The following is a 23,495-nucleotide window of genomic DNA, read 5'->3' as shown; positions in this document are numbered from 1 at the left end:
GTCTCACCGCGGTCGATGCTGTTTCGTTCCCTCGCGGGTTGCCGCCGCGACGTTCACGGCGGCGACGTTATCGGGGACGTCGTGGACCCGAACGATGTCAGCACCACGATCGACCGCGATCGCTGTCCCGGCGACCGTCTCGGCGTACGCGTCCCCTGCCTCCCCGCCGGCACGTTCGAACATCGACTTGTGGGAGTGGCCCACGAGCACCGGACAGCCCAGCGCCGTGAACTCCTCGATTCGGTCGAGGAGTTCGAAACTCTCGGCCGCCGACTTGCCGAAGCCGAGCCCCGGATCGATCACGACGTTCTCCCGAGGGACGCCCGCTTTCTCAGCGAGCAGCACGCGCTCCCGGAGGTCGCGCATGACGTCGTCGACGACGTCGTCGTACTCGACGTACTGGCCAGGAACGACCGGCGCGTCGACGCTGTGCATCACCACGACCGGGACGTCCCGTTCTGCAGCGAGAAAGCGCATCTCCGGATCCTCGAGACCGGTCACGTCGTTGAGAATGTCGGCGCCCGCATCGAGTGCTGCCTCGGCGACGGCGGCCCGCCGGCTGTCGACCGACACCAGCGCGTCGACCTCCGAGACCGCCTCTATCACCGGAACCACGCGACGGATCTCCTCCTCGATCGAGATCGGTTCGGCGCCCGGTCGGGTCGACTCCCCGCCGACGTCGACGATGTCCGCACCGGCCTCGACCATCGTTTCCGCCTGTGTGACGGCGTCCTCGAGGTCGTAGTACTCGCCCCCATCGTGAAACGAGTCGGGTGTGACGTTCAAGATACCCATCACTGCGGTCCCTTCCTCCCAGGGGTAGGCAGGTCCGGCGTCGATACCGTCTTCGGTTTCGCCGCCGTTTCTTCCAGTCTCCGGTTCGTCCACCGTCCCTGTATCCAACTCGAGACGCTGCCGCAATTCGGCCGCGATCGTCGGCAGGCCGACGCGATCGCTCTCGAGTGCATCGATCAACTGATCGAACTCGCTGCGGGTCCCCGAGAGCACCACGGACACCCGTTCGCCCGATTCGACCCCCGAGACGCCACACTCGCCGCCGGCCCTGAGGAGTTCGGTGCGGACGGTCCGTGCCTCGCCAGGCTCGAGACGGGTGCGAACGACGTGGTGGGACATCCCGTCGGCTAATTGGCGGGCCTCCGATGGAGGAACGTCGGCGTTCTCGAGGACGCGTTCGGCGTCTCCAGGGTTCTCCACGCGCGTGGGGACCTGGAGCCGGGTGTACGCCGCCCGCGCCTCCCGAACCGCCGACAGCGAACCGGTGAGCAGAACCGCGTCGTCGTCTCCGGCACGCTCTCTGGCGGTCGCGAACGCCTGCGGGACCGAATTGGCGGTCTCGACGGCGGTTTCGGGGTCGACGGTCGCTTCGATGGCCCTGGAGAGGACGTCGGCGTCGGCGGCCCGTTCCAGGTCCGCCTCGCAGACCGTCACCCTGCCGGCGTCGGGCAGCGCCGCCGCCATCCCGGCGTGATCCTTGTCGTGCATCGCCGCGAGCACGATCTCCAGGTCGTCGTACGCGAACGTCGAGAGCGTCTCTGCAACCGTCGAGCACGCGTCCGGATTGTGGGCACCGTCGAGAACCACGAGCGGCGATTCCGAGAGCACCTCGAACCGCCCCGGCCAGTTCGCCCGTCTGAGTCCCCGGTGGAACGGGGAGTCGCGACGACTGCGGGCGTCGTCCGGCGTCTCCCCGACCGATTCGAACCCGATCACCTGGCCGGCAAGAGCGACTGCAACTCCGGCGTTCGTGGCCTGGTAGTCTCCCAGGAGGGGGATCCGGGCGTCGAACTCCCACCCGTCGCCGGCGAGTCTCACCGCCGATTCCTGACTCGAGACCCGACCGTCCGGTGTCACGACCAGGTCGCGATCGGCGTCGGGACCGACGGTGAACACCTCACCTACAACCTCCCGGATCGCCGCGAGAGCGTCGCCCGTCGCGGCGGTGACCAGCGGGGCGTCCGTCGGCGCGACGGCGGCCTTCGTCCGGGCGATCTCCTCGACGGTGTCGCCCAGCACTTCCGTGTGCTCGAGTGAGACGTTCGTCACACAGGAGGCGATCGGGTCGACGGCGCTGGTCGCGTCGTACTCGCCGCCCATTCCGACCTCGAGCACCGCGACGTCAACGTCGGCACGGTCAAACTGCCACAGTGCCATCGCGGTGACGACCTCGAAGAACGTGAGCGGGTCGTCCGCCGGCGACCGATCCAAAAGAAAGGGTCGGACTTCCGAAACGAATTCTGCGATCGCGGCGTCGGCCATCGGCCGTCCGTCGATCCGAACCTCTTCGCCCAGGTCACCAAGATGGGGGGAGGTGTACAGACCGACAGTCTTCCCCTCCGCGCGGAGGATCGACTCGACCATCCGCGCGGTGCTTCCCTTGCCGTTGCTCCCGGCGATCTGGACGCTGTCGAACGACTTCTGGGGATCTCCAAGCTCTGCGAGAAGCTCCATCACGGAGTCGGTTCCCGGATCGATGGCGAACCGGCGGAGGCCGAAAAGGAAATTCGCTGCCTCGTGATAGTCCATGTCTTCGAATCCGTTGCCGTGCGTTTAGCAGTAACGGACGCCGACGATGGGTCCTTTCCTTCTCTACAACACGTCGGCTAGTCGTCCTCGTTAGGGTTCCCGTCCGTTTCAGTTTCAGTTTCCGTTTCCGCTTCCGTTTGGGGGCGCTCTCGCTGGACGACGATCACCGGACCGAGGAACCGCTCTGCAACCTGTTTGGCCCGCATCCCGAACACGAACGTCGCGATCGACGGGTCCGACTCGCCCATCACGATCGCGTCGAACTCGTCTGCGGCGTCGGCGATCGCCTGCTTTGGATTCTTTCCGCGCCCGACTCGCGTGTCGAGTGCATCTTCGTCCATCCCCAGTTCCACCAGTCGATCGGCGACCCCATCCAGAAGCGTCTGGACGTCCTCGTCGGTTGCGTCCTCTGCGGCGAGGTGATACAGGGTAACCGAGACGTCAGTGTCCCCGAACAGCCCCGCCACCACGCGGGCGATACGGTCGACGCCGACGGTACCGCGCACGGCCACGAGCACCTCCTCCGGCGGGCGGGTCGCCTTCGGAACGATGGCAGCGACGCAGTCGTGTTCGTAGATCATTCGGTCGATCGTCGTCTGCGCCTTGTGGGTGAACACCAGTCGGGTATCGACGGTCGCTCCGGCCTTCTCGAGGATCTCCTCGAACTGGTCGAGACGTGGTGCGGCGCGCTCTTCGAATTGCATCCGCGCCTGACCGGGAGCAGTCTGGTCCGGGATGACGTGATACCCCAGCAGGACGACGTGGGCGTTCGCGAGCAGTTCGGGGATGCCTTCCGGTATCGATTCCCCCTCGAGGATTTGGATCGGAACGAGTACGTTTGGTCTATCTGTCATGGTCAGAAGTCACCTTTGAGTTCGACGGTGCCGGCGTAGTAGCGGTACCACAGGTACGAGAGGATCATCACGCCGACACCGATGACGATCGAGGCGGGCTGCATGAAGACGATCAGACCGAAGCTGGCGACCGCGCCGACGATCGGCAGGACTGGCACTCCTGGCATGTGATACGTCGGTTCATACCACGACGGGCTCTGACGCCGAAGCACGATCACCGCCACGCAGATCAGCCCGTACATGATCAGGTGAAGGAACGAGGCCACCTCCGCGAGCACCTCGACCTGCCCGGTGGCGACCAGAATCAGGATGGGGCCCCCGGCCGCGAGCAGCGCGACGTGGGGAGTCCCATACCTGAGGTTGATCACGCTTGCCTTCCTGGGCAACAGCGCGTCCCGGCTCAGCGCGTAAACGGTGCGCGAGGCGCTGAGAATCGAGGCGTTCGCACTCGAGAACGTCGCCAGCAGCCCCGCAAACAGGATCGCGACCGCGCCGGGCAGGCCGACGAATTCACGGGCGACCTCGACCATCGCCGTCTCGCCGAACGCCTCGAGCTCTGCGGCCCCGAACGCGCTGGTCGCCACGAAGATCGTCGCCACGTAAAAGACCGTAACGACGATCACGGAGCCGACCATCGCGAGCGGGAGGTTCCGGCTGGGCTTTTGGATGTCCCCGGCGACCGTCGCCACCTGCGCGAACCCCAGATACGAGGTGAACACGAGCGCGGCGGTGGTCAGTACCGGCAGGTATCCCCGCGGGAAGAACGCCTCCGGCACCGTCTCCCGGCCGAAGACGCCCACCGCATCGAGGGCGCCATACGACAGGAACACTGTCAGGATCACCAATAAAATCCCGACGACCGCGTTCTGAATCTTGGCGGTGTTTTCGGTCCCGCCGATGCTCAGTGCGGTCAACAGCACCCCGAACAGTAACCCGAGCGGGATCACCGGGCTAACTGGCAGTGCGACGCCGATCTCCGCGAAAACCGCGGCAGCGTAATGCCCGAGTCCAACCAGGTAAAAGGCGGATGCAAACACCAATCCGAGCCATAGCCCGAGCCCCACGATTGCGCCGTATCCGGTGCCCATGCTCCTGGAGACGAAGTAATATCCCCCGCCGCTTCGCGGCATTGCCGTCGCCAGCTCCGATGCCGGCAGGGCGACCAGCAGGGCGATCACACCGCCGATGGCGAAGGAGATTGCGGCTGCCGGTCCCGCGTTGCCCGCGGCCAATCCCGGAAACACGAAGATCCCCGCGCCGATCATCGTGCCGATCCCGATCGCTAACCCTCCCGCCAGTCCGATCGTCCGTTCGAGCTCGACGTCGTCGTCGTGAACTGTCGCGCTTTCAGTGATTGCGTCCGGTTCGTCTTCGGGCCGGGCTCCCTCGACGTTCGCCCCCGTCCCGGCGACCTGTTCTCCGTCGATCGGCACCTCGACGTCCCGATCGGCCATACCGGAATGATCACACAACAGGCCAATAAGTCTGCCGTCGGAACCGGACTCACTTCGGCCGAACCGGCTGTCTCTCCCGGTACGCGGAGTTTGAAGTCGGCTGGCCGCACGGATAGCGATATGGCCGACCTATCGACCGACACCGAACGCGAAATCGCCTCGTTCGTCCGCGAGTGGATGGCCGAGGCGAACGTTCCGGGAGCGAGCATCGCGATCACCGATCGTGACGAGGTCGTGTACGCCGACGGATTCGGCTCGCGGGACCTCGCGAGCAACGCACCGGCGACGCCGAGCACGCTGTACGGGTTCGGCTCCGTCACGAAGTCGTTCACGGCGCTTGCCGTGCTCCAGGGGGTTGAAAAGGGCTGGTTCGACCTCTCCGACTCGATTGCCGAGCACACGCCGGCCGAGTTCGACGGGGCTGGTGAAGTCACACTCCATCAGTTGCTGACGCACTCCTCGGGGGTTCCGTCCCTGGGAACGAGCGAGGTACTGATCGCGCGCCAGGGCGGCGCCGGCGAACACGGAATCCCGCTGGGCGACATGGACGACGTGTACGCACACGTCGACGGCGCCGAGAGAGAGCGGGACGCTCACAGCGAGGGACGATTCATGTACAACAACGAGGCGTACGTCCTGCTCGCGGACGCAGTCGAACGTGAAAGCGGTAGACGGTTCGCCGAATACGTCGACAGCGAAATCTTCGCCCCGCTCGGCATGGATCGTTCACGGCTGCTTTCCGATAGCCTTCCCGGACTGGACACCGACGACGAGGACGCTCCGGACGTGATGACGCCCTACCGGCCGGGCGAGGACGCCCCCGAGGAGGCGTCACTCCCCGTCCGTGAGCTGAGCCACGGCCCCGGCGGGCTCTTCGGCACCGTCGAGGAACTCGCAGCCTATCTGCGCTACCATCTTTCGGGCGGCGAGCCACTGCCGGACGGCTCGCAACTCGTCGATCCGGATCTGCTGGCCCGGGCTCACGAGGGCCACGTCGAGACCCCGTCGGGACCGTACGGCTACGGCTGGCGCACCCGGAAGATCGCCGGCACACAACTGGTCGGCCACGGCGGGTCGATCATGGTCTCGACCGCGTACGTCGGCTTTCTCCCCGAGGAGGGGCTCGGCGTCGCGATCGCCTGCAATATCGGTGCCAGACCCCATCCGACCCAGGTCGCAGAGGGGATCGTCGCCACCCTCCAGGGGGAAGACCCCGCCGACGTCGTGCCCTACTACACGTACCACGACAGTATCGATCCGCTCGTGGGGAGCTACGAGGCGTACGCGGGGATCAGGGAGGCGACGGTCGAAGAACGTGACGGGGTTCTGTGGGTGACCCTCGAAAACGGGATCGACGAACGGACCGTCGCGCTCGTCCCGGAGAACCTCGAGGAGTGGCAGTTCCGGACGCGCACTCGGGGCGGGCGGCAGTCGACAGTAGAGTTCGTCGAAACCGACGATGGGATCGACCTGTTCCTCGAACGCCTCCGCCTGCACCAGGCCTGAGCTGCGCGGTCAAACGTTGTCGATTGCCGGTCGTAGTTTGAAGGGCACGTGTGACGAACCGCCGATCATGAGCGGTTCCGAACCGACGCTTTCCGACGACGCACAGCGCAACTTCCCGGTGCCCGACTTCGACGATCTCCCCGCAGACCTGCAGGACCGGATCGCCGAGGAAACCGCCGACGCTGGTTTCACGCCGAACGTGTTTGCCGCGCTCGCGCACCGACCGGAGCACTTCCGGCCGTTCGTCGACTTCCACGACGCGATCGTCGACGAGGGGGCGCTCGACCGGGCGGAAATAGAGATGATCGTCGTCGCCGTCTCGGGAGTCAACCACTGTCTGTACTGCAACGTCGCCCACGGCGCGCTGTGCCGGATCTACGCCGGCGATCCACACCTCGCCGAGCAGCTGATCTCCAACTACCGCACCGCCGACGTGAGCGACGCTCACCGGGTCATGCTCGACGTGGCGGTGAAACTGACCGAACGACCCGCGTCAGTCACACGCGAGGACCTCGACCGGCTGTACGATGCCGGGTTCTCCGAGGCAGAAGTGTGGGACATCGGCGTCGTCGCGGCGTTTTTTAACCTCTCGAACCGGCTCGCGACGTTCGCCGACTGGCGGCCGAACGACGAGTTTTACGAGTTGGGCCGGAGCGGAACTGACGACGGAGGATAGTCGGCATCCATCTACGGACATGACGTTCGGCGTGTCGGCAAAAGCAGCCCGCGACGCTACTCATCCCCCACGAGATCTCGGCTATGGGCGAGCGCCTCCTTCGCCCCGTCGGCGACGTGGAGCAGGTCGACGCCGGCGACGAGATAGTCGACCCCCCACGCGAGCCGTTGCTCGCGTTCGGTGGCGTCGGTGGCCAGGGTTCCGACCGCGACGGCTTCCTCCCGGGCTGCGGTAAGCGCCCGATCCACCGCGGTTTGAAACCTGTCGGTGTCGTATTCGCCGAGCCCTCCCATCGACAGCGAGAGGTCCATCGGCCCGACGAACACGCCGTCGACCCCGTCGACGGCAGCGATCTCGGCGGCGTTGTCGATCGCCTGCTCCGATTCGAGCTGGACGTGAAGTCCGAACGCGTCGTCGTTGGCCTCGACTGCCTCGGCGAGCGAGAGGCTGTATCCCGTCGATCGCGCGGGTCCGATCCCACGGCTGCCGGACGGCGGGTAGCGAGCGGCGCGGACGATGCGCTCTGCCTGTTTGGGGGTATCGACCATCGGAACGAGGATCGCGTCGGGACCGAGATCGAGGGTTCGCTGTAGCGTCGTCGGGTCGTCGTCGGCGACGCGGACCATCGTTTCGGCGTCGCCGTCTGCGGCGTCGATTCCACGGAGCATCTCCGCCACCGTCTCGTCCGACATCGGCGAGTGTTCCGCGTCGACGACGACGAAGTCGTACCCGACGCTCGCTGCGAGTTCGGCCGTCGACGGATGCGGAATGAATCCCCAGCTCCCGATCAAGGGTTCGGCGGTGTCGACGGCAGTCGCCAGTCGTTGTTCCATACTACAGTTTCCCATAGGGGTGCACTATAAACTCCCGGCCCCGGACGTCGAGCAGTGACGAGCGACAGCCGAAACCGCTTACACCTGACCCGTGGAGGATTCCCGTCGCCGGGTTCCACCGGGCGAGGTCGGGCCGTGCGACTCGCCGCAGGCGGGACAGATCGGATAGCCGAGGTCGTCGTACTCGATCGGTCGCCCCTTGAACGCGGCGTTGCAGTTCCCACACCGAAGGCTGGCTTCCCAGACGAACCCCATGGACGAAGAATAGTCCCGAAACCCAATAGGTATGGGCCGCCTGATACTGATCAGTTCCGGGCGCCTCGACCCCCACTGTGCTCTGTCTATCCCGCCGGCCGCTGGCGGTAATCAGCCATTACCACCGCTCACCTGGTCGTCTCAGTAGTCGGCTCGAAAGTCTTCTCCCTCCAACACCCGGTCGACATCCACGTGCTCGTGTAACAGCCCGCGCATCACCTCAACGGTTTCGGGCGACCGTGTGCGTCCCCCCCGCACAACTCCTTCTGCGCGTTCGATCGCGGTGAGCGTGTCGGTGTTCACCGCGAGCACCGGCATACCCGCTTCTGTGGCTTTCCCGAGTACGGCGCTGGAGGGGCGGTGGCCGCCGGTGAGCACCAGACACCGGACGCCCGGCGCCTCGAGTGCCGCCGTCTGGACGTCGGACCGATCCCCGCCGGTCACCACGGCCGCGTCCCGGGCGCGTCTGAAGTGGCGGAGGGCGGCGTCCCCGCCCATCGCGCCCACCAGGAACCGCTCCACGAACGCGTCGCCAGGCACGTCCGTGAGAACGTCCGCACCGAGTTCGTCCGCCAGATCGTCGACAGTGACTCCGGATAGCTCCTGCACCTCGGGAATCGCGCCGAACACGTCGATTCCTTCGGCTTCGAGGAACGGGATCGCGTCCCGTTCGAGCCCGTCGTAGGCTGCGTCGTCGACCGCGTTGAAGATGATGCCCTCCAGCCGGTCGCCGAACGCGTCCGCAGCGCCGAGCAGATCGTCGAGATCGCCCGGCTCCTCGTAGTCGGCCACGAGGACGACGCGAGCGTCCAGCAGCTCCGCGATGTCGACGTCGCTGAGATCGACGACTCCGCCGGTCGTGTATCGGCCGCCCCCCTCGACGAACATCAGGTCGTGTCCGGAACTGAGCGAGTCGAACGCCTCCCGGATGCGGTCGTGCAGCTCGGCGGAATCCTCGCGCCCCTGGATCGCCCCCTCTATGAAGGTCGGCGAGTAGACGACCGGTTCGAGGTCGTGCATTTCGGCCTCGAGCCCGAGCAGCTCCCGGGCGAGCATCGGATCGGTGTCGAGCGTCTTGCCCACCTTGCTCTCGAGGCGCGTCCCCTTCGGCTTCATGTAGCCGACCGAACGCTCCTCGGCCGCCTGCGTCGCGATCGCAAGGGTGACCGCCGTCTTCCCGGTCACGTCGTCGACGGCCGAAACCAGGATCGTCTCCGTTTCGCCCCCCGGGTTCGACGCCGTCGTGGTTTCGGTTTCGGTTTCGGTTTCGGTTTCGGTTTCGGTTTCGGTTTCGGTACCGCCGTTTTCGTTCGATGTGTCGTCAGTCATTGTGTTCCGCCTCCAGTTGTTCCGGATCGACAGTGAGTGCGATGTCGACGGCCGTAACGCCCGCCGTCTGCTGTGCCTCGTCGGCGTCTCCCGTCGCTTCGGGAAGCGCGACCAGTGGATTGATGTCGAGTTCGAGGATCGCGGGGAAGTCCGTCACGAGCTGTGAGAGCCGCTGGACCGTCTCGACGACTCCGTCGACGTCGACCGGATCCCGCCCGCGAGCGCCGCGAAGCAACGGCGCAGTCTTCACCTCTTCGGTCATCTCGCGGGCCTCCGATTTCGCGACCGGCGCCACGCGGAACGCGGTGTCCTCGAGCACCTCGACGAAGATCCCGCCGAGTCCGAACATCAACAGCGGTCCGAACTGCGGGTCCCGGTTCATCCCGACGATCGTCTCGATGCCGTCCTCGAGGTCGACCATCTCCTGGACCTGAACGCCCAGGAGATCCGCGTCGGGCTGGTAGTTTCGAGCCCGCGTAATGAGGTCTTCGTACGTGTCGGCGACGTCGGCGTCATCCACTCCGACGGCGACGCCGCCGATGTCGGACTTGTGGAGGATGTCCGGCGAGACGATCTTCATCACCACCGGCCCCTCGATCCCGCGGGCGACCGACTCCGCCTCGTCGGGCGAGTCGACGATATCGCCGTCCGGGATCGGGATGCCGTAGGCGTCGAGGAGGCCCATCGCCTCAACGCCGAGTCGGTTGTCGTCGCGATCCAGCACGGAGCCGAGTATCTCCCGTGCGCGCTCCCTGTCGACGTCGAACTCCGTCGGTGTTTCGTACTCCCGTTCGGTTATGCGCCGGAACCGCGCGAGCGCATCGAGGCTCGAGACCGCGCGTGCCGGATCGAAATACGAGGGAATCCCGTACTCCTGGAGCTGCCGGCCGGCAGCCCTGGCGTCGTCCCCGCCCATCAGGCAGGTCGCGATCGGGAGTCCGGTATCCGACTGGACGTCCGCGGCCGCCTCCGCGAGATCGTCGAAGGAAAGCACTGCCGTCGGGGCGGATAACACCAGTGCAGACCCAACATTGTCGTCGGCAAGAACGATCTCGAGGGCCTCCCTGAACCGATCGATGTCCGCATCGCCGATGATGTCCACCGGGTTGTGGATGTTCGCCTCCTCGGGCATCGACTCCTTGAGGCGGTCGGTCGTCTCCGTCGTGAACGACGCCATCGACAGGTCCGAGTCGCCGATCGCATCGGTCGCCATCACACCCGGCCCGCCGGCGTTCGTGATCACCGCAACGTCTTCGGTCTCCGGAAGCGGCTGCCCGGCGAGTACGCCCGCGTAATCGAACAGTTCCTGGACCGACTCCGCACGGAGCACGCCCGCCTGATCCAGCCCGGCCTCGTAGGCTCGGTCGGATCCTGCGAGCGTCCCCGTGTGGGAGGAGGCCGCCTGCGCACCCGCGCTCGTCCGGCCGGACTTGACGAGCACGACCGGCGTGTCGTTTGTCACCTCGCGTGCGGTGTCGATGAACTCCCGACCCTCCTCGATCCCTTCGAGGTAGCCGATCACGACGTCTGTCTCCTCGTCGTCGCCCCACGTGCGGAGGAAGTCCGTCTCGTCGAGCACCGCCTTGTTCCCCAGCGAGACGACGTCCTTGAAGCCGATTCCCTGGTCGTTCGCCCAGTCCAGGACCGCTGTGATGAACGCGCCCGACTGGCTCATAAACGAGAGTCCCCCGGGAATCGCATTCTCGGGTCCGAACGTGGCGTTCATGCCCGTCGGCGTGGACATGATCCCGAGGCTGTTCGGGCCGACGAGGTTCAACTCGTACTCCTCGGCGATTTCTTGTAACCGCCGTTCGCGCTGTGCGCCCTCGGCGCCAGCCTCGCCGAAACCGGCCGTGATGACGACGACGTTTCGAACGCCCGCCTCCCCGCAGGACTCGATCGCGTCGATCACGATCGAGGGGGGAACGACGACGACCGCGAGATCCGCGTCGGCGTCGTCGACATCGCCGACTGCGGGAATGCCGAGCACCTCATCGTAGTTTGGATTCACCGGAACCACCTCGCCTTCGTAGTCCTCGAGGAGGTTCCGGGTGATGGCCCGACCGATCGATCCCTCTCGGGGTGTAGCGCCGACCACCGCGACCCGGTTTGCCGTGAATAATTCCGATACGACTCCCATCTTCGGAAGCTTCGCAATCAGGGGTTAAAAGCCTCCTGACGCCGAACAACGATCAGTATCAATGATTATATCCTCATTGATTTACGGCGGTTTTCGACGGGAGCCGTCGGCTTTAACCGTTTGTCCTGCTCCAGTGGGGACGTACTCATGAGCGAGGACCTCGCGGAGTCGGTTCGGGACGTACTCGAGGTCGATCCCGAGGAGTTCCGCTCGCGGGCGGCCGCCGACGCGGAAGCGGTAACGGAGGCCATCCACGAGGGAACGTTCGACAACCACCAGTCGATCGTCGGCCTCGAATACGAGTTCTACGCGGTGGCCGACGGACGCTGGTCCGGCGAATCACAGGCCGGGGAGTACGCGCTGATGCGGGTTCCGCGGCGGTTGCTCGAACTGATCGGCTTCGAGAAGGAGCTGGGTCTGCACAACGCCGAGATGACGACGAACCCGCAGCCGTTCAACGCCCACGGACTCCAGGCACAGCAGGCGGAGGTACGGGCCCGCCTCAGGGCCGCGCTGAACTGTACCCGTGCGGAGGGAATGCGGCTCGTCAGCGATGGAATGTGGACGATTCCGCCGGTTGGCGAGACCGCACGGGGGTATCTCACTGACAGCGTCAGCGACGGCGGGATCCGGATCGCGACCAACATGAGCCGCGCGGTACGGTATCACGCGATGGCGAATCAGACGGACGGCGATCGGGCGTTTTCGGTGGACGCTCCGCTGGTCGATCTGTCGGCCGACACCGTGATGCCCGAGAGTCTCATCACGTCGATCCAGCCGCACTATCAGGTGAAGCAGGCGGCAGATCTCGCACTCGTGTTCAACTATGCACTCCGGGTCGCCGGCCCACTACTTGCGCTTTCTGTCAATTCGCCGGTGTTCCCTCCGGACCTGTACGCGGATGGGACCACCGGCGAGGACGTGCTCGTGGAGGGGTGGCACGAAAACCGGATCCCGGTGTTCGAATCGTTGCTCAACGACGCCGCAGAGGCCGAGAAGGTCCGCTTCCCGAAAGACCTCGCGGACGTCGAGGAGGCAGTCGACCGCGTTGCCAACGACGAACCGTTCGTTCCGATGCTGCCGTCGGCGGGGAACCGGTTCGACGACTCGTTTGCCACCCTGCGGGAGAAACACGGCACCTACTGGCGGTGGGTCCGCCCGGTGTTCGACGGGGCGACCCGTTCGGAGGCCAACGCACGCATCGAGTTCCGACCGATCCCCGCACAGCCGACGGTCCGGGACTCGACTGCGGTGCAGGCGGCGTTCGCCGGCCTGATGGAGGCGCTCCCCCGGCGAGAGCATCCGATCCGGGAACAGCCGTGGGAACGCGCACGAGAGAATTTTTACGCCGCGGTCCGCGATGGATTCGGAGCCGACCTGGTCTGGATCGACGCCGACGGTCAATCGGTCACCGACACCGAACGGCTGTTTACCGACCTCCTCGATCACGCGGCGGTCGGGCTCAACGCCGCGGGCTGTACCGAACGTCAGGCCGAAGAGATCCTCCGACCGCTCAGATGGCGTTTGGAATCCGGGATGACGCCCGCCGGCTGGAAACGGGACAAGATACGCGAGTGGTTCGAGTCAGGCCGATCGCTGGATGCATCGATTCAGGGGATGCAACGCGCGTACATCGAAAACCAGACCGAAACGTTACTCGACGGCTCGTTCGAAGAGTGGTTCTGATCCGGACGCCCGGTAGCGGGGCGATCCGAGTCAGTACTCCGGCCGCTGTGCCCGGATGACCTCTGCGAGCTGCTGTTTCTCGTCGGCGATGAGTTCGAACAGATCGTCTGCGGTGATGATCCCCACGAGATCGCCGTCCCGGCACACGGGAAGCCGCCGGACGCCGTGGTTACTCATGAGCGCGGTCGCCTCGTAGAACCCGGCGTTCCAGTCGATCGTAACCACTTCCTCGGTCATCACGTCCGCCGCGGTGACCGCCGTCGGATCAGTTTCCGCTGCGATGATGCGCACGGTCAGATCGCGGTCGGTGACGATACCGACCGGTTCGGTACCGTCCACGATGACGACGCTACCGACGCTCTCGTCGCGCATCGTCGTTGCGAGTTGGGCTGCTGTCGTGTCCACTCCGGCCGTCACTACGTCGCTTCTTGCGAGATCGTCCACTGGCATGTTGTGTTCCCTCCCCCAGGTGAACAATCCCGACGGTATTTAATAAATTATCATTACTGTTCTATGCAGTCAGGAATTCGCGCCGCCGTTATCGAGTTCCTCGAGCACAGTTCGCAACTGCCCCACCAGCGTTTCCGGATCCGATGCCAGCAGGCGGGTCATCGCTTCCTTGCCGACATCTCCCCGGTCGAACACCGCCGTGGGTGTTCCGTCGGCGCGGTCGAACGCCCGGCCGGCGGCCCAGCCCATCGTCGATCCCTCCACGTCTGGCGCGGGTTCCGTCGAGCGATCGATCTCGACGGCGCCCTCCAGCGCCGACAGCGCCGATTCGACGCCGTCGTCGAACCGGAGGTTCGCCGCGAACCGGAGGTCCGGATCGTGTTCCCGGGCCGAAAGTAGAAAGCGAGCGACGTGGCTCGACGCCCCGAAACGGACCCCACGGTTCGGCCTGACGCCCGAGCGTGTGCGGGCGATCCGTCCCTCGACGGCGGCGGTCTCGGCCGGCGCCTCGGCGAACGGCGTGGCGCCGACCACGTTCGTACCGACCTCCGGGACGAGCGGTCGCGCGTCCATCTCGACCAGCGAGTCGACGATCCCCTCGACCGCTTCGGCGGTGGGATGTCGCGACGCACGCTCCCGGATCCCGACCAGGTGATGCACTGGTCCCGGGCCGGAACCGACATCGAGTGGATACCGGACCGCACGTTCCAGAAGCGAAATTCCGTCACGAACCGCGTCCTCGAGAGCAGCCCCCCGTGCGAGCCGGGCGGCGATCGCACTCGAGAGAGTACAGCCGGAGCCGTGCGTCGCATCGGTATCGACGCGAGGGTGGTCGAAGACGCGCGTTTCCTCGCCGCCGGCGAAGACGAGCACGTCGCGTATCCGGTCGCCCGGCACGTGTCCGCCCTTCACGAGGGCGGCCTCGGCACCGAGTTCGACCAATCGTTCGCCCGCCTCGCGTGCGGTTTCCTCCCCTTCGGGTTCCATTCCGGTCAACACGGCAGCCTCGTCGGCGTTCGGCGTCACCAGCGTCGACTCCGCGATCAGTTCCTCGTAGGCCGCCTCGGCCGCCGGCTCCAGCAATCGATCGCCCGACGCCGCGACCATCACCGGATCGACGACAAGCGGGATCGACATATCGGTTGCTCGCTCGGTAATCGCCTCGACGACTGCTCGAGTCCCGAGCATACCGGTTTTGACGGCCCGCACGTCGAAATCCGAGAGAACGGCGTCGATCTGTGCCTCGATCTCCGGGACCGGTACCGGATGCGTCGACTCGACGCCGACGGTGTTCTGTGCAGTGACGCTCGTGACGACGCTCGTCCCGAACGTCCCCAGTGCCTCCATGGTCTTGAGGTCGGCCTGGATGCCGGCGCCACCGCCGGAGTCGCTGCCGGCGATCGTCAAGACGACTGGTTTCCGTACGGTTGCGGCGCGTCTCTGTGTCTCCATAGGTGTTGCTACCACCGGCAAATACAAATCGGTACTGCCGGGAGTCATAACTGAATTGTATCACCAACTTATTTCGACCGGGAGCAGTCATCCTCCGACATGAGCGAAGCGACGGCACCTGAGTCGACGGAGTCGACGACCGACGTGACTGCCGTCACCCGGGGAACGGTCCGGTCGTACCTGCGGGAGATGGGGCCGTCCTGGATCGCCGGCGCGATCGCGGCTGGGCCGGCGACGATGGCGAGCCTGATCACCGCGGGCGCGCTGTTCGATTACGCCCTGCTTTGGGTGGTCGTCCTGTCGGCGGGAGCAGGCGCGCTCGCACAGTACCTGGCGATGCGTCTGGGGCTGCTTACCGAACGGGGGATCGTCGGCGTCACGGAGGACCACCTCGGCGAGTTGTGGGCGTGGGTGCTGGTGTTAGACGTCGTCATCGCCGCCGGCGTCGCCCAGCTCGTGATCATGAACACCCTCGCCAGCGTGTCGGCAACGCTCACGGGTGTCGACGCCCGTGCGTGGGGCGTGCTGTGGGCGCTGATCCTCCTCCTCGGGCTTGCCGGGAGGGGGTACGACCTCCTGGAGCTCGCGGCGAAGGTGCTCGTCGCGCTGGCGGTGGCCGCGTTCGTCGCCTCACTGTTCGTGGTCCCGATCGACGCGGGAACGGCGGCGACAGGGCTCGTTCCCACGCTCCCGTCCGGCGGCGCGCTGGTCGCGGCGGGCGTGCTCGGCGGCGCGGTCCACATCACGCTGATCACGATGCACTCGTACACGATGCGGGCACGCGGGTGGACGGAGCGAGAGTATGGGCTCGCAACGTTCGACGTCGGCGCGTCGATGCTCGTGGCCTTCGGGATCTACAGCGTCGCGATCTTCCTCGTCGCCGCGAGCGTGCTCTCGGATCCGGACCTGACCGCGGTGGGAGCCGCCGAGGCGCTGGGACCGCTGGTCGGCGAGCACGCCAGGCTGTTGTTCCTGCTTGGACTCGGCGGCGCCGCGGTGTCGACGCTCGGCGCCAACACGGTGGTGCCGCCGTTCCTGGTCGCCGACAAACTCGGCTGGGAGACGACCATCGCCGACGCACGCTATCGGCTGCTGCTTGCGGGGTTCGCCGTCGTTTCCGGCGCCGGCGCGTTCATCGGTGGGGAGGTGCTCGGCCAACTCGTGCTCGTGCTGGCGCTGGGAACCGTCGGGACGCCGTTCGCGATCGCGGTCGTGTTGTACCTCCTGAACAGCGACGCGGTGCCCGAACCCAACTCCCGGGTGGCGAACCTCGGCGGAATCGTGCTGTTTGCCGTGTCGGGAACCCTCGCCGCCAACTTCGTTCGGGAGGAGGTTTCGACCGGCGTCGATCCGATCTCCGGATTCGTGCTCGCGTTCGCCGTCGTGCTCGCGATCGCGATCGTCGGCCTCGTCGGGAAGTACGGTCGCGAGGAGGTGACCGGATGAGTGACCGCGACGACGGGGATCTGGACGTTCCGCTGTCGGGATCGACGCTGATCGTCGGCCCTTCGGGCGCGGGAAAAACCCGTCTTACCGCCCGGGCGCTTTCGGCCTGGATCGACCAGCACGGAACGGACGGCGTCGTCGTGTTCGAATTCGGACCGGAAGTCGAACGCGACGGTCGGGTGATCGGCGGCCGACTCGATCGGTTTCTCGACGTTCCCGAGGGCGTCTGGCACGGCGTCCTCGAGGCGCACGCACCGAGGCTCCAGGGAACAACCGACGACGAGACGCAGGCGCTGGCCCGGGACAACGCCGATCGCGCCGGGACGCTTCTCGAGGCCGCGCCGCAAAAACCCGCGGCAGTGTTCGTCAACGACGCCACGATCCCGTTCCAGCACGACGTGGGGAACCCGAATGAGCTGACCGGGTACTGCGACCGCGCCGGGTGTGCCGTTGTCAACGCCTACGATGGCGCAGAGCTGGGGACGGACGACCCCGTTTCCCGGCGGGAGCGGGAGAGCCTCGCGAAGCTCAAACGGTGGGCGGACCGAACGATCGAACTCGAGTGACAAACAGTTCAAATGACGGTCGGCTTTTAATTGCGGGGACCACGTCCGGACCCCGCCCGGACCTGACACTCAGCCGTGGAACCGGTAGAGCGACGTCACGAACGGGAGCCGGTTCAGCATCCAGATCGCGATCGGGAGTCCGATTATGGTGATCGCGAGCAGCGCGGCCACGTTGGCCCACAGGAAACTCAGCCACCAGCCGACGAGCACGAAGTAGATCGCCCGGAGTAGTAACGAATACTGGCCGCGGCTCGAGGACTGGTCGGAAAGCGACCGCGGTTCCGCCAGCGTGAGCACCGTCGGGACGAGGTTTATTAGCTTGATTCCGATCGGGATGAGGATCACGGTGGCGTTCAGCGCCCAGGCGACGTTGACGACGATCGGGGTCGTCCACCAGCCCACGAAGAGGAACCACAGCGCCCGGGTGAGGAGGGATCGTTGGGTCATCGTCGCCGTTAGGCCACCGATCGGTAAACCGGTGTCGAAACCAAGAACGTGCTCTCTTCGCGTGCACTCGAAAGGCGCGTCACATTCGTCGGGCGGTGTGTCAGGAGAACTCGCCCAGGCCGGACTGTTCGTGTTCGAGGGGTTCGATCACGCGCTCGTCGTCGTTTCCGGGATCGTTCACCCGCGTCGAGATCTCGTACGCATCGAGGTCGTCGTCGGGGTACGGACGACACAGTTCTTCCCGAGCTGCAGGTCCCGCAGCGAGCCACTCGGATTCGGTCTCTTCCGGAAGCAGAACGGGCATCCGATCGTGGATCGGCTCCATCAACCGGTTCGCCTCTGTGGTCAGGATCGTTACTCTCGGGACCGTTTCGCCTGCGTTGTCCTCCCGGGCGTCGGGGGGCTCCCACAGCCCCGCCATCGCGAACACGGTGTCCCCGTCCCGGTGGATCCGATACGGCCGTTTCGATCCCCCAGCCGTCGACTGCCACTCGTAAAATCCGGACGAGAGGACGAGACACGGACGCGCTTTCCACGCGTCCCGAAACGTCGGCTTCTCGGCGACTGTTTCACTTCGGGCGTTGATCAGGAGTTCTCCGCGACCCGGACTATCGCTCCAGGGCGGAACGATTCCCCAGCGATACCGATCGATCTCGTCCGGGGCTTCGGCCGTGATCACTTCCAGGCTGTCTCCGGGGGCGATATTGTATCGCGGTTCGTACCCACCATCGGCGACGAGTTCGGCGTCGAACCGCGCTTCCAACTGCTCCCGCGGGACGAACAGTGAGTTCCGTCCGCACATGGCGACCTATTCGTGGAGGACACGGTTAATCACCACGTCGAATATAAGAAGAAGCCCCCCAAACAGGACAGTAGTGACGCCATCACACGTGCTCGTTCCGCTGGACGGTTCACCATTAGCCGCCGACGCGCTCGTTTACGCCCTCGATGTATTCGACTGTCGAATCACCGTGCTGAACGTCGTGACGCCGATCGACGTGAAGATGAGCGAAGGCGGAATCCTCGAACCCGAGATGTCGCGGCTCGAGGAGGCCAACGAGCGTGCCGAACGGTTGATCGAACGCGCCCGGGTTCGGGCCGAGGCCGCGGATCGGACGGTCGAAACGGCAATCGAGACCGGCGATCCGGCGGAGACGATACTCGCGTACATCGAGGGCTCCGACGTGGATCAGGTGGTGATGGGGAGTCACGGCGGGCCGCGAACCGGCGTCGTTCGTCGGTTGTTGGGAACCGTCGCAACCACCGTCACCGGCGAATCGCCAGTTCCCGTAACGGTTGTTCAGTGACTCACGCCCCGGCACTGACCGGGTCGGTGTCGCTCACTGGATCCCCAGGAGCGTCGAAAACAGCCGATACAGCCCGAACCCGATCCCGATCGACGATGCCAGTGTGAGCAGCCAGAACGTTATCGTCACCCCGATCTTCTTGCGGGAGACGCCGGCGGCCCCGGCGGCCAGCCCGCCGCCGATCACGCCCGAGATGATGATGTTATTAAAGGAGATCGGAATCCCGAGCGCGATCGCGGCCTGCGCGATGATGAACCCCGGAACCAGTGCCGCGATCGAACGTCGCACGCCCAGCTGGGCGTACTCCCGGGAGGTGGCCTGCAACAGTCGTGGGGCCCCCATCCACGCCCCGGCGAGGATCCCCATGGCCCCGATTGTCAACAACACGATCCCCGGAAGACCGAGTTCGACCCCGTACAACTCCTCCAGTGGACCGGTCGCCAGCCCCACCTGACTCCCGCCGCTGCTGAACGCGACGATTCCGCCGAGGACGAGGAGGAACGACCTGATCCCCCGATCGACGGACGCGGACACCTTCCGCCGAATGTATAGGAATCCAACTGCGGCGAAGACGACGGTGACGACCCCGAGTGCCGGATCGACGCCGAAGATACTCGGACTACCGAGCGCGTGCGACGCGAACTCCGCAACCGATCCCTGGGCGCGATCGGGATGTGGAATCACCCCGAGCCGGATGTGTGCGAGAATTGCTGCGACGACCGCCGCCAGCAGGGGAACGCCGACGGTTTCGGGGACGTCGTCCCGGCGGAGGAGTGTCGCAGTCAGGTACGCGAGTCCGCCCGACACCGGCGGGACGAGCAGCCAGAACGTTCCGATCCGACGGTACGTCTCGAACGCGGGAGCGCCGCCCAGCGAGAGGCCCACCCCCACCATCGCGCCGGTCGTCGCGAACGCCGCCGGGACGGGATACCCCGAATAGACGCCGAACGTCATGAACGTCGCGGCGACGAGTAGTCCCGTCGTCGCCGCCAGCGGGGTGATAGTCGTCCCCAGTATGAGGTCGGTTCCGACGGTTTCGGAAATACTTCCCCCCTGGGTGACCGCGCCGGCGGCCGCGAGGATTCCGATCAGGAACGCCGCACGCATCGTCGAGACGGCGTTGGCGCCGATCGCCGGCGCGAACGGGGGCGAGTTGCTGTTGGCACCAAGTGACCATGCCATGAACAGCCCGGTCACCGTCGCGAGGACGACGAGCACCCAGAACGCCATGGTCATGTTCGCCTCCGGAACCGTTCGGGACTGCCGAATCCGCGGTCGCTCGGGTGTCCAGTACCCCGTGACCGGAGTTGATGGTTCCGCGGTGATCCGTTCACTTTCGTTCCTTCGTCCGGTACTGATGAAAGGTCTGTGGTTCAGTCGGGTGTGGAGGAGTCGCAGGCGTCACGGCCGGGCGTACACCATCTCCATCGGAAGCCCCGCCGGATCCCCCGGATCGTCGTCGGGCCATTCGTCGGGAAGCGTCCGGAGATCACCAGTGAGCGGGCTGGCCGTCACTGCGAGTGCGAACGCGTCGACGAGATCGTCGACTCCCACCTCGGCATCGAGATCTCTGCCGGCTCTCCGGAGATGCGCCGAAACGTCCGGATCGATCGCCTCGAGCCGGTCGACGCGCTCGACGAACGCGGCCGCTGGTTGTCCCGTTTTCGAGTACTCGGTCGCCTCCTCCCCGGCGAGTGCCCAGAACGCGACTTCGGGGTGGGCCTCCCGGACGATGTCGACCGCATCGGAGTGCGTCTCCCGGAGGAACCGGTCCAGCTGTGCGATCCCGTCGGCGATTCCCCACGACTGGACCCCGAGGCTGCCGTCGGTGCGCTCCTCCTGGATGCGTTTGGCCGCTTCGTAGCTGTCGGCGTGAACTGCCGCCCGGACCGGCGGGGCGAAGACGCTGGCGTGACGATCGGGGGAAAGCAGCCGCCGGGCGGCCACATCGCAGGGGCGTTTTTTGTTCGAGTGCTCCCGGAGGCCGATCGGGACGTCGACCAGGATACTTTCGGCCTCCTCCCCGTAATCTTCGTAAAGCGCTTCGACGTGAGTGTACAGTCCTGATCCTGCGTACTCGTCGACGTCGTACACTATTGCGATCCAGCCGTCAGGACAGCCGTCGACGCCGAGGTACATGCGTCCGACCACGGCCGGCCAGACTGAAAGTGCTCCGGACTTTGGACCGGTCCGAAAGACCTTTTGGCGTCGTTAACTGACCAGTCAGTCAATGGGTCGGGAATCGGCAACTGACGAGGAAATACTCGAGGCCGTCGACCGCGCCCTGCGGAAACACGGGTACGCGAAGTTGACGATGCAAGACATCGCCGACGAGTCTTCGAAGAGCAAGTCGCTTTTGCACTACCACTTCGACACGAAGGAGGATCTACTCGTCGCGTTTCTCGACGATCTGCTCGATTCGTACGAACAGCGCCTGGAGTGTCGGTCGACCGACCCGCCGGGCGAACGGCTGATGGAATTTCTGGCCCGATTCGTCTTCGCGCCGGGCGACGAGGACCGGGAGGCGTTTCACCTCGCGCTTCTGGAAATGCGGTCGCAGGGGGCGTTCAACGACCGGATCCGCGAACGGCTCGTCCGGAGCGACCGGCTCCTGCGGACCACCGTGATCGACATCCTCGAAGACGGGATCGAGGAGGGCGTCTTCGAGCCGGTCGATCCCGAACGGACCGCTGCGCTTCTTGTCGCGACACTGGATGGCGCCAGAACCCGGCAGATCACGCTCGGCGAGGAGAACGACAGCTACACCCGGACCGTCGTCGAGGAACTCCTCGAACGGGTCATCGAACCGATCCTTACCGAGGAGGCTGACCTCCCAACGATCGAGGAAACGCTCGACGATCCCGACCGGCAGGGTTGATGTCCCGGCTGCCGAATCCCGTCCGGCTGGTCATTCTCTGGATCGGACTCGGGCTGGCGAAGCTCGGGTTGATCGACCGCGAACGGGCAGTAAAGACGACTGCACTCGCCTGGCCCCGCGTCGTGACCGGGATCGCCCGGATGTCGAAAAACGCCGTCGACGTCGCGATGGTCGGCGTCGCGGTGGGGACCTCTGCTGTCGCGGGCGTCGGGTTCGCGAGCCCGTTCTGGGGGTTCGCGTTCGCCATCGGCGGTGGAGTTGCGGGCGGGACGATCGCGCTGGTCTCCCAGCGGTACGGCGCGCAGGCGTGGGGCGAACTGGGTCGGGCCGTCCGGTCGAGCACGCTGCTCGTCGTCGTCCTCACACTACCGCTTTCTGCGATGTTCTGGACGTATCCCGAACAGTTCATCTCGCTTCTCACGGGCAACGAGGCGGCGATCCGGGAGGGGGCGACGTATCTCAAGATCGTCGGGCTCGGCATCCCCTTTGCGGGGTTGAACCTCGTCGGGAGCCGCGTGCTCGTCGGCTGTGACGACGCCTACACGGCGATGCTGGTGCGGGCCGGCGGGGCGGTGGCGAACATCGCCCTCAACGCGGTGTTCATCTTCGGGTTCGGCATGGGCGTCGCCGGCGCGGCGCTCGGGACGGTGCTTTCGAACGTGGCGATCACGGCGGCGTTCGTCGTCGGGCTGCTGCTCGGTGGGTTGCCAGGGATCGTCCCGTTCCCCGTTCGCATTTCTGCGACCGGCAAGTGGGCCGAACCTGGGATGATCCGTGACCTCGTCGAGATCGGAACGCCGGTCGGACTGCGCAACCTCGTCTGGACGGCCGCCGAGTTCCCGATGCTCGGGATCCTCGACATCTTCGGGGAAAACACCGTCGCCGCGTGGGTGATCGCCCGGCGGATCTGGGGCGTGATGAACACGCCCGGCTGGGGCTTCGGGCTGGCGGCGTCCAGTCTGGTCGGCCAGGCGCTCGGGCAGAACGACGAAACGGAAGCCGCCGCCTATGGCCGAGATATCACCCGGTTTTCGGTGGCGACGTATCTGGTGTCTGCGCTACTGGTCGCCGTCTTCGCCGAACAGATCGTGGTGCTGTTCGCCGACGATCCAGCGAGCGGCGAGATCCCGATCGCGATCAACCTCGTGTATGCAGCGAGTTTCGCGGTCGTATTCCAGGGGGTGAAAAGCTCCGCTGCGGGTCTGCTCGACGCCAGCGGCGACACCCGGATAACGTTCCTGAGCCAGTTGCTCGGTATGTTCGGCGTGTCGATTCCACTCGCGTATCTCGGCGCAGTCGGGCTGTCGGTGCCGGCGGTCACGGTTCCGGTTCTCGGGGCGATCACGCCCCCGATCGACGTGCCCGCCATCGGGCTGTGGGGGCTGTATCTGGCGTTCGTCGCCGAGACCGCAGTGCCGGCGGCGATCAACTACTGGCGGTTCCGCACGGACAAATGGAAGAAAATCAGCGAGGAGTATCGACCCGACGCGGCGGTCGCTGACGATTAACATGGTCTGTTGGTGACTGGTGGAGAATACACGTCGAGGTTCCGCGGTTGGCATACGGTGACGAGTTGCGATATATATGAGCGGAATTGCTGGATGCGTCTGAACGCATACTTTGCCACCCCTATTTATATCACTTCACCATTAAGCAACAGGGCCACCACTGC

At 65.7% G+C, this 23,495-nt stretch carries 21 protein-coding genes; 8 read left to right on the top strand and 13 right to left on the bottom strand.

Annotated features, from left to right (window positions below; translation table 11 throughout):
- Positions 1–3 precede the first annotated feature (3 nt).
- From folP to AArcSl_RS13615, 3 genes are all read right to left on the bottom strand, one after another.
- The gene (gene folP / locus AArcSl_RS13625; RefSeq protein WP_119820381.1) at positions 4–2,544 is read right to left on the bottom strand and encodes a dihydropteroate synthase; all 2,541 of its coding nucleotides are present in this window, start codon (positions 2,542–2,544) and stop codon (positions 4–6) included.
- Between the two features lie 77 nt (positions 2,545–2,621).
- Positions 2,622–3,398 carry a universal stress protein gene (locus AArcSl_RS13620; RefSeq protein ID WP_119820378.1) on the bottom strand — a complete coding sequence of 259 codons (777 nt, stop codon included), beginning with the start codon at positions 3,396–3,398 and terminating at the stop codon, positions 2,622–2,624.
- Between the two features lie 2 nt (positions 3,399–3,400).
- Entirely contained in the window at positions 3,401–4,852 is a 1,452-nt protein-coding gene (locus AArcSl_RS13615; protein WP_119820375.1) for an APC family permease, read from the bottom strand.
- A 120-nt stretch (positions 4,853–4,972) separates the two neighbouring features.
- Here AArcSl_RS13615 and AArcSl_RS13610 point away from each other — a divergent pair, with 120 nt between their 5' ends.
- Complete coding sequence (locus AArcSl_RS13610; RefSeq protein ID WP_161945968.1) at positions 4,973–6,358, top strand: serine hydrolase; 1,386 nt, start codon at positions 4,973–4,975, stop codon at positions 6,356–6,358.
- A gap of 67 nt (positions 6,359–6,425) precedes the next feature.
- On the top strand, positions 6,426–7,034 hold the full coding sequence (locus tag AArcSl_RS13605; protein ID WP_119820369.1) for a peroxidase-related enzyme: 609 nt from the start codon (positions 6,426–6,428) through the stop codon (positions 7,032–7,034).
- Between the two features lie 56 nt (positions 7,035–7,090).
- Here the strand turns inward: AArcSl_RS13605 and AArcSl_RS13600 are convergent, their stop codons facing one another.
- The 4 genes from AArcSl_RS13600 to AArcSl_RS13590 form a co-directional block, all read right to left on the bottom strand.
- Entirely contained in the window at positions 7,091–7,867 is a 777-nt protein-coding gene (locus AArcSl_RS13600; protein ID WP_119820366.1) for an HpcH/HpaI aldolase family protein, read from the bottom strand.
- Positions 7,868–7,945: 78 nt separating this feature from the next.
- Entirely contained in the window at positions 7,946–8,122 is a 177-nt protein-coding gene (locus AArcSl_RS16865) for a hypothetical protein (RefSeq protein ID WP_154670821.1), read from the bottom strand.
- A gap of 141 nt (positions 8,123–8,263) precedes the next feature.
- A complete protein-coding gene (locus tag AArcSl_RS13595; protein WP_119820363.1) occupies positions 8,264–9,451 on the bottom strand; it encodes a phosphotransacetylase family protein in 1,188 nt (395 codons plus the stop codon).
- The gene (locus AArcSl_RS13590; RefSeq protein WP_119820360.1) at positions 9,444–11,591 is read right to left on the bottom strand and encodes an acetate--CoA ligase family protein; all 2,148 of its coding nucleotides are present in this window, start codon (positions 11,589–11,591) and stop codon (positions 9,444–9,446) included. The genes AArcSl_RS13595 and AArcSl_RS13590 overlap by 8 nt, the downstream gene beginning before the upstream one ends.
- 147 nt (positions 11,592–11,738) lie before the next feature.
- Between AArcSl_RS13590 and AArcSl_RS13585 the strand changes: the two genes are divergently transcribed.
- The gene (locus AArcSl_RS13585) at positions 11,739–13,277 is read left to right on the top strand and encodes a glutamate--cysteine ligase family protein (RefSeq protein WP_119820357.1); all 1,539 of its coding nucleotides are present in this window, start codon (positions 11,739–11,741) and stop codon (positions 13,275–13,277) included.
- A gap of 30 nt (positions 13,278–13,307) precedes the next feature.
- Here AArcSl_RS13585 and AArcSl_RS13580 read toward each other — a convergent pair whose 3' ends face one another.
- Together AArcSl_RS13580 and thiD are read right to left on the bottom strand one after the other, a co-directional pair.
- Positions 13,308–13,727 (bottom strand): CBS domain-containing protein, encoded by a 420-nt coding sequence (locus tag AArcSl_RS13580; protein WP_119820354.1) that lies wholly within the window; start codon positions 13,725–13,727, stop codon positions 13,308–13,310.
- A gap of 69 nt (positions 13,728–13,796) precedes the next feature.
- Positions 13,797–15,179, bottom strand: a complete 1,383-nt coding sequence (thiD, locus tag AArcSl_RS17705; protein WP_119820351.1) for a bifunctional hydroxymethylpyrimidine kinase/phosphomethylpyrimidine kinase — start codon at positions 15,177–15,179, stop codon at positions 13,797–13,799.
- Positions 15,180–15,278: 99 nt separating this feature from the next.
- Between thiD and AArcSl_RS13570 the strand changes: the two genes are divergently transcribed.
- Positions 15,279–16,625, top strand: a complete 1,347-nt coding sequence (locus tag AArcSl_RS13570) for a divalent metal cation transporter (protein WP_119820348.1) — start codon at positions 15,279–15,281, stop codon at positions 16,623–16,625.
- Positions 16,622–17,191 carry a P-loop NTPase family protein gene (locus AArcSl_RS13565; RefSeq protein WP_119820346.1) on the top strand — a complete coding sequence of 190 codons (570 nt, stop codon included), beginning with the start codon at positions 16,622–16,624 and terminating at the stop codon, positions 17,189–17,191. The genes AArcSl_RS13570 and AArcSl_RS13565 overlap by 4 nt, the downstream gene beginning before the upstream one ends.
- Positions 17,192–17,260: 69 nt before the next feature.
- On the opposite strand, the gene AArcSl_RS13560 is transcribed toward AArcSl_RS13565, so the two are convergent.
- Positions 17,261–17,638, bottom strand: coding sequence for a YccF domain-containing protein (locus tag AArcSl_RS13560; RefSeq protein ID WP_119820343.1), 378 nt, complete (start codon positions 17,636–17,638; stop codon positions 17,261–17,263).
- A gap of 100 nt (positions 17,639–17,738) precedes the next feature.
- Positions 17,739–18,440 (bottom strand): SOS response-associated peptidase, encoded by a 702-nt coding sequence (locus tag AArcSl_RS13555; RefSeq protein WP_119820340.1) that lies wholly within the window; start codon positions 18,438–18,440, stop codon positions 17,739–17,741.
- Positions 18,441–18,513: 73 nt separating this feature from the next.
- Between AArcSl_RS13555 and AArcSl_RS13550 the strand changes: the two genes are divergently transcribed.
- A complete protein-coding gene (locus AArcSl_RS13550) occupies positions 18,514–18,945 on the top strand; it encodes a universal stress protein (protein ID WP_119820337.1) in 432 nt (143 codons plus the stop codon).
- Positions 18,946–18,978: 33 nt separating this feature from the next.
- Here the strand turns inward: AArcSl_RS13550 and AArcSl_RS13545 are convergent, their stop codons facing one another.
- On the bottom strand, positions 18,979–20,181 hold the full coding sequence (locus AArcSl_RS13545) for an inorganic phosphate transporter (RefSeq protein WP_193588472.1): 1,203 nt from the start codon (positions 20,179–20,181) through the stop codon (positions 18,979–18,981).
- A 165-nt stretch (positions 20,182–20,346) separates the two neighbouring features.
- Positions 20,347–21,084 carry a DUF429 domain-containing protein gene (locus tag AArcSl_RS13540; protein ID WP_119820331.1) on the bottom strand — a complete coding sequence of 246 codons (738 nt, stop codon included), beginning with the start codon at positions 21,082–21,084 and terminating at the stop codon, positions 20,347–20,349.
- Positions 21,085–21,175: 91 nt separating this feature from the next.
- Here AArcSl_RS13540 and AArcSl_RS13535 point away from each other — a divergent pair, with 91 nt between their 5' ends.
- Both AArcSl_RS13535 and AArcSl_RS13530 read left to right on the top strand, forming a co-directional pair.
- Positions 21,176–21,823 carry a TetR/AcrR family transcriptional regulator gene (locus AArcSl_RS13535; RefSeq protein WP_119820328.1) on the top strand — a complete coding sequence of 216 codons (648 nt, stop codon included), beginning with the start codon at positions 21,176–21,178 and terminating at the stop codon, positions 21,821–21,823.
- Positions 21,823–23,331, top strand: coding sequence for an MATE family efflux transporter (locus AArcSl_RS13530; protein ID WP_119820325.1), 1,509 nt, complete (start codon positions 21,823–21,825; stop codon positions 23,329–23,331). Before AArcSl_RS13535 ends, AArcSl_RS13530 begins: the two co-directional genes overlap by 1 nt.
- Positions 23,332–23,495: the final 164 nt, after the last annotated feature.

Origin of the sequence: Halalkaliarchaeum desulfuricum, from assembly GCF_002952775.1 — an archaeon.
Classification (GTDB): Archaea; Halobacteriota; Halobacteria; order Halobacteriales; family Haloferacaceae; genus Halalkaliarchaeum; species Halalkaliarchaeum desulfuricum.
Note: the sequence above shows the minus strand (reverse complement) of the source record. Positions and strands in the feature narration are given on the sequence as shown.

What these genes read in the sequence shown, in the direction of transcription:
- AArcSl_RS13615 (WP_119820375.1), bottom strand. Translation starts at nt 4,852, where the DNA reads ATGGCCGATCGGGACGTCGAGGTGCCGATCGACGGAGAACAGGTCGCC.
- AArcSl_RS13570 (WP_119820348.1), top strand. Translation starts at nt 15,279, where the DNA reads ATGAGCGAAGCGACGGCACCTGAGTCGACGGAGTCGACGACCGACGTG.
- AArcSl_RS13605 (WP_119820369.1), top strand. Translation starts at nt 6,426, where the DNA reads ATGAGCGGTTCCGAACCGACGCTTTCCGACGACGCACAGCGCAACTTC.
- AArcSl_RS13600 (WP_119820366.1), bottom strand. Translation starts at nt 7,867, where the DNA reads ATGGAACAACGACTGGCGACTGCCGTCGACACCGCCGAACCCTTGATC.
- AArcSl_RS13530 (WP_119820325.1), top strand. Translation starts at nt 21,823, where the DNA reads ATGTCCCGGCTGCCGAATCCCGTCCGGCTGGTCATTCTCTGGATCGGA.
- folP (WP_119820381.1), bottom strand. Translation starts at nt 2,544, where the DNA reads ATGGACTATCACGAGGCAGCGAATTTCCTTTTCGGCCTCCGCCGGTTC.
- AArcSl_RS13540 (WP_119820331.1), bottom strand. Translation starts at nt 21,084, where the DNA reads ATGTACCTCGGCGTCGACGGCTGTCCTGACGGCTGGATCGCAATAGTG.
- AArcSl_RS13580 (WP_119820354.1), bottom strand. Translation starts at nt 13,727, where the DNA reads ATGCCAGTGGACGATCTCGCAAGAAGCGACGTAGTGACGGCCGGAGTG.
- AArcSl_RS13535 (WP_119820328.1), top strand. Translation starts at nt 21,176, where the DNA reads ATGGGTCGGGAATCGGCAACTGACGAGGAAATACTCGAGGCCGTCGAC.
- AArcSl_RS13555 (WP_119820340.1), bottom strand. Translation starts at nt 18,440, where the DNA reads ATGTGCGGACGGAACTCACTGTTCGTCCCGCGGGAGCAGTTGGAAGCG.
- AArcSl_RS13545 (WP_193588472.1), bottom strand. Translation starts at nt 20,181, where the DNA reads ATGACCATGGCGTTCTGGGTGCTCGTCGTCCTCGCGACGGTGACCGGG.
- AArcSl_RS13620 (WP_119820378.1), bottom strand. Translation starts at nt 3,398, where the DNA reads ATGACAGATAGACCAAACGTACTCGTTCCGATCCAAATCCTCGAGGGG.
- AArcSl_RS13585 (WP_119820357.1), top strand. Translation starts at nt 11,739, where the DNA reads ATGAGCGAGGACCTCGCGGAGTCGGTTCGGGACGTACTCGAGGTCGAT.
- AArcSl_RS16865 (WP_154670821.1), bottom strand. Translation starts at nt 8,122, where the DNA reads ATGGGGTTCGTCTGGGAAGCCAGCCTTCGGTGTGGGAACTGCAACGCC.
- AArcSl_RS13610 (WP_161945968.1), top strand. Translation starts at nt 4,973, where the DNA reads ATGGCCGACCTATCGACCGACACCGAACGCGAAATCGCCTCGTTCGTC.
- AArcSl_RS13565 (WP_119820346.1), top strand. Translation starts at nt 16,622, where the DNA reads ATGAGTGACCGCGACGACGGGGATCTGGACGTTCCGCTGTCGGGATCG.
- AArcSl_RS13595 (WP_119820363.1), bottom strand. Translation starts at nt 9,451, where the DNA reads ATGACTGACGACACATCGAACGAAAACGGCGGTACCGAAACCGAAACC.
- AArcSl_RS13560 (WP_119820343.1), bottom strand. Translation starts at nt 17,638, where the DNA reads ATGACCCAACGATCCCTCCTCACCCGGGCGCTGTGGTTCCTCTTCGTG.
- thiD (WP_119820351.1), bottom strand. Translation starts at nt 15,179, where the DNA reads ATGGAGACACAGAGACGCGCCGCAACCGTACGGAAACCAGTCGTCTTG.
- AArcSl_RS13590 (WP_119820360.1), bottom strand. Translation starts at nt 11,591, where the DNA reads ATGGGAGTCGTATCGGAATTATTCACGGCAAACCGGGTCGCGGTGGTC.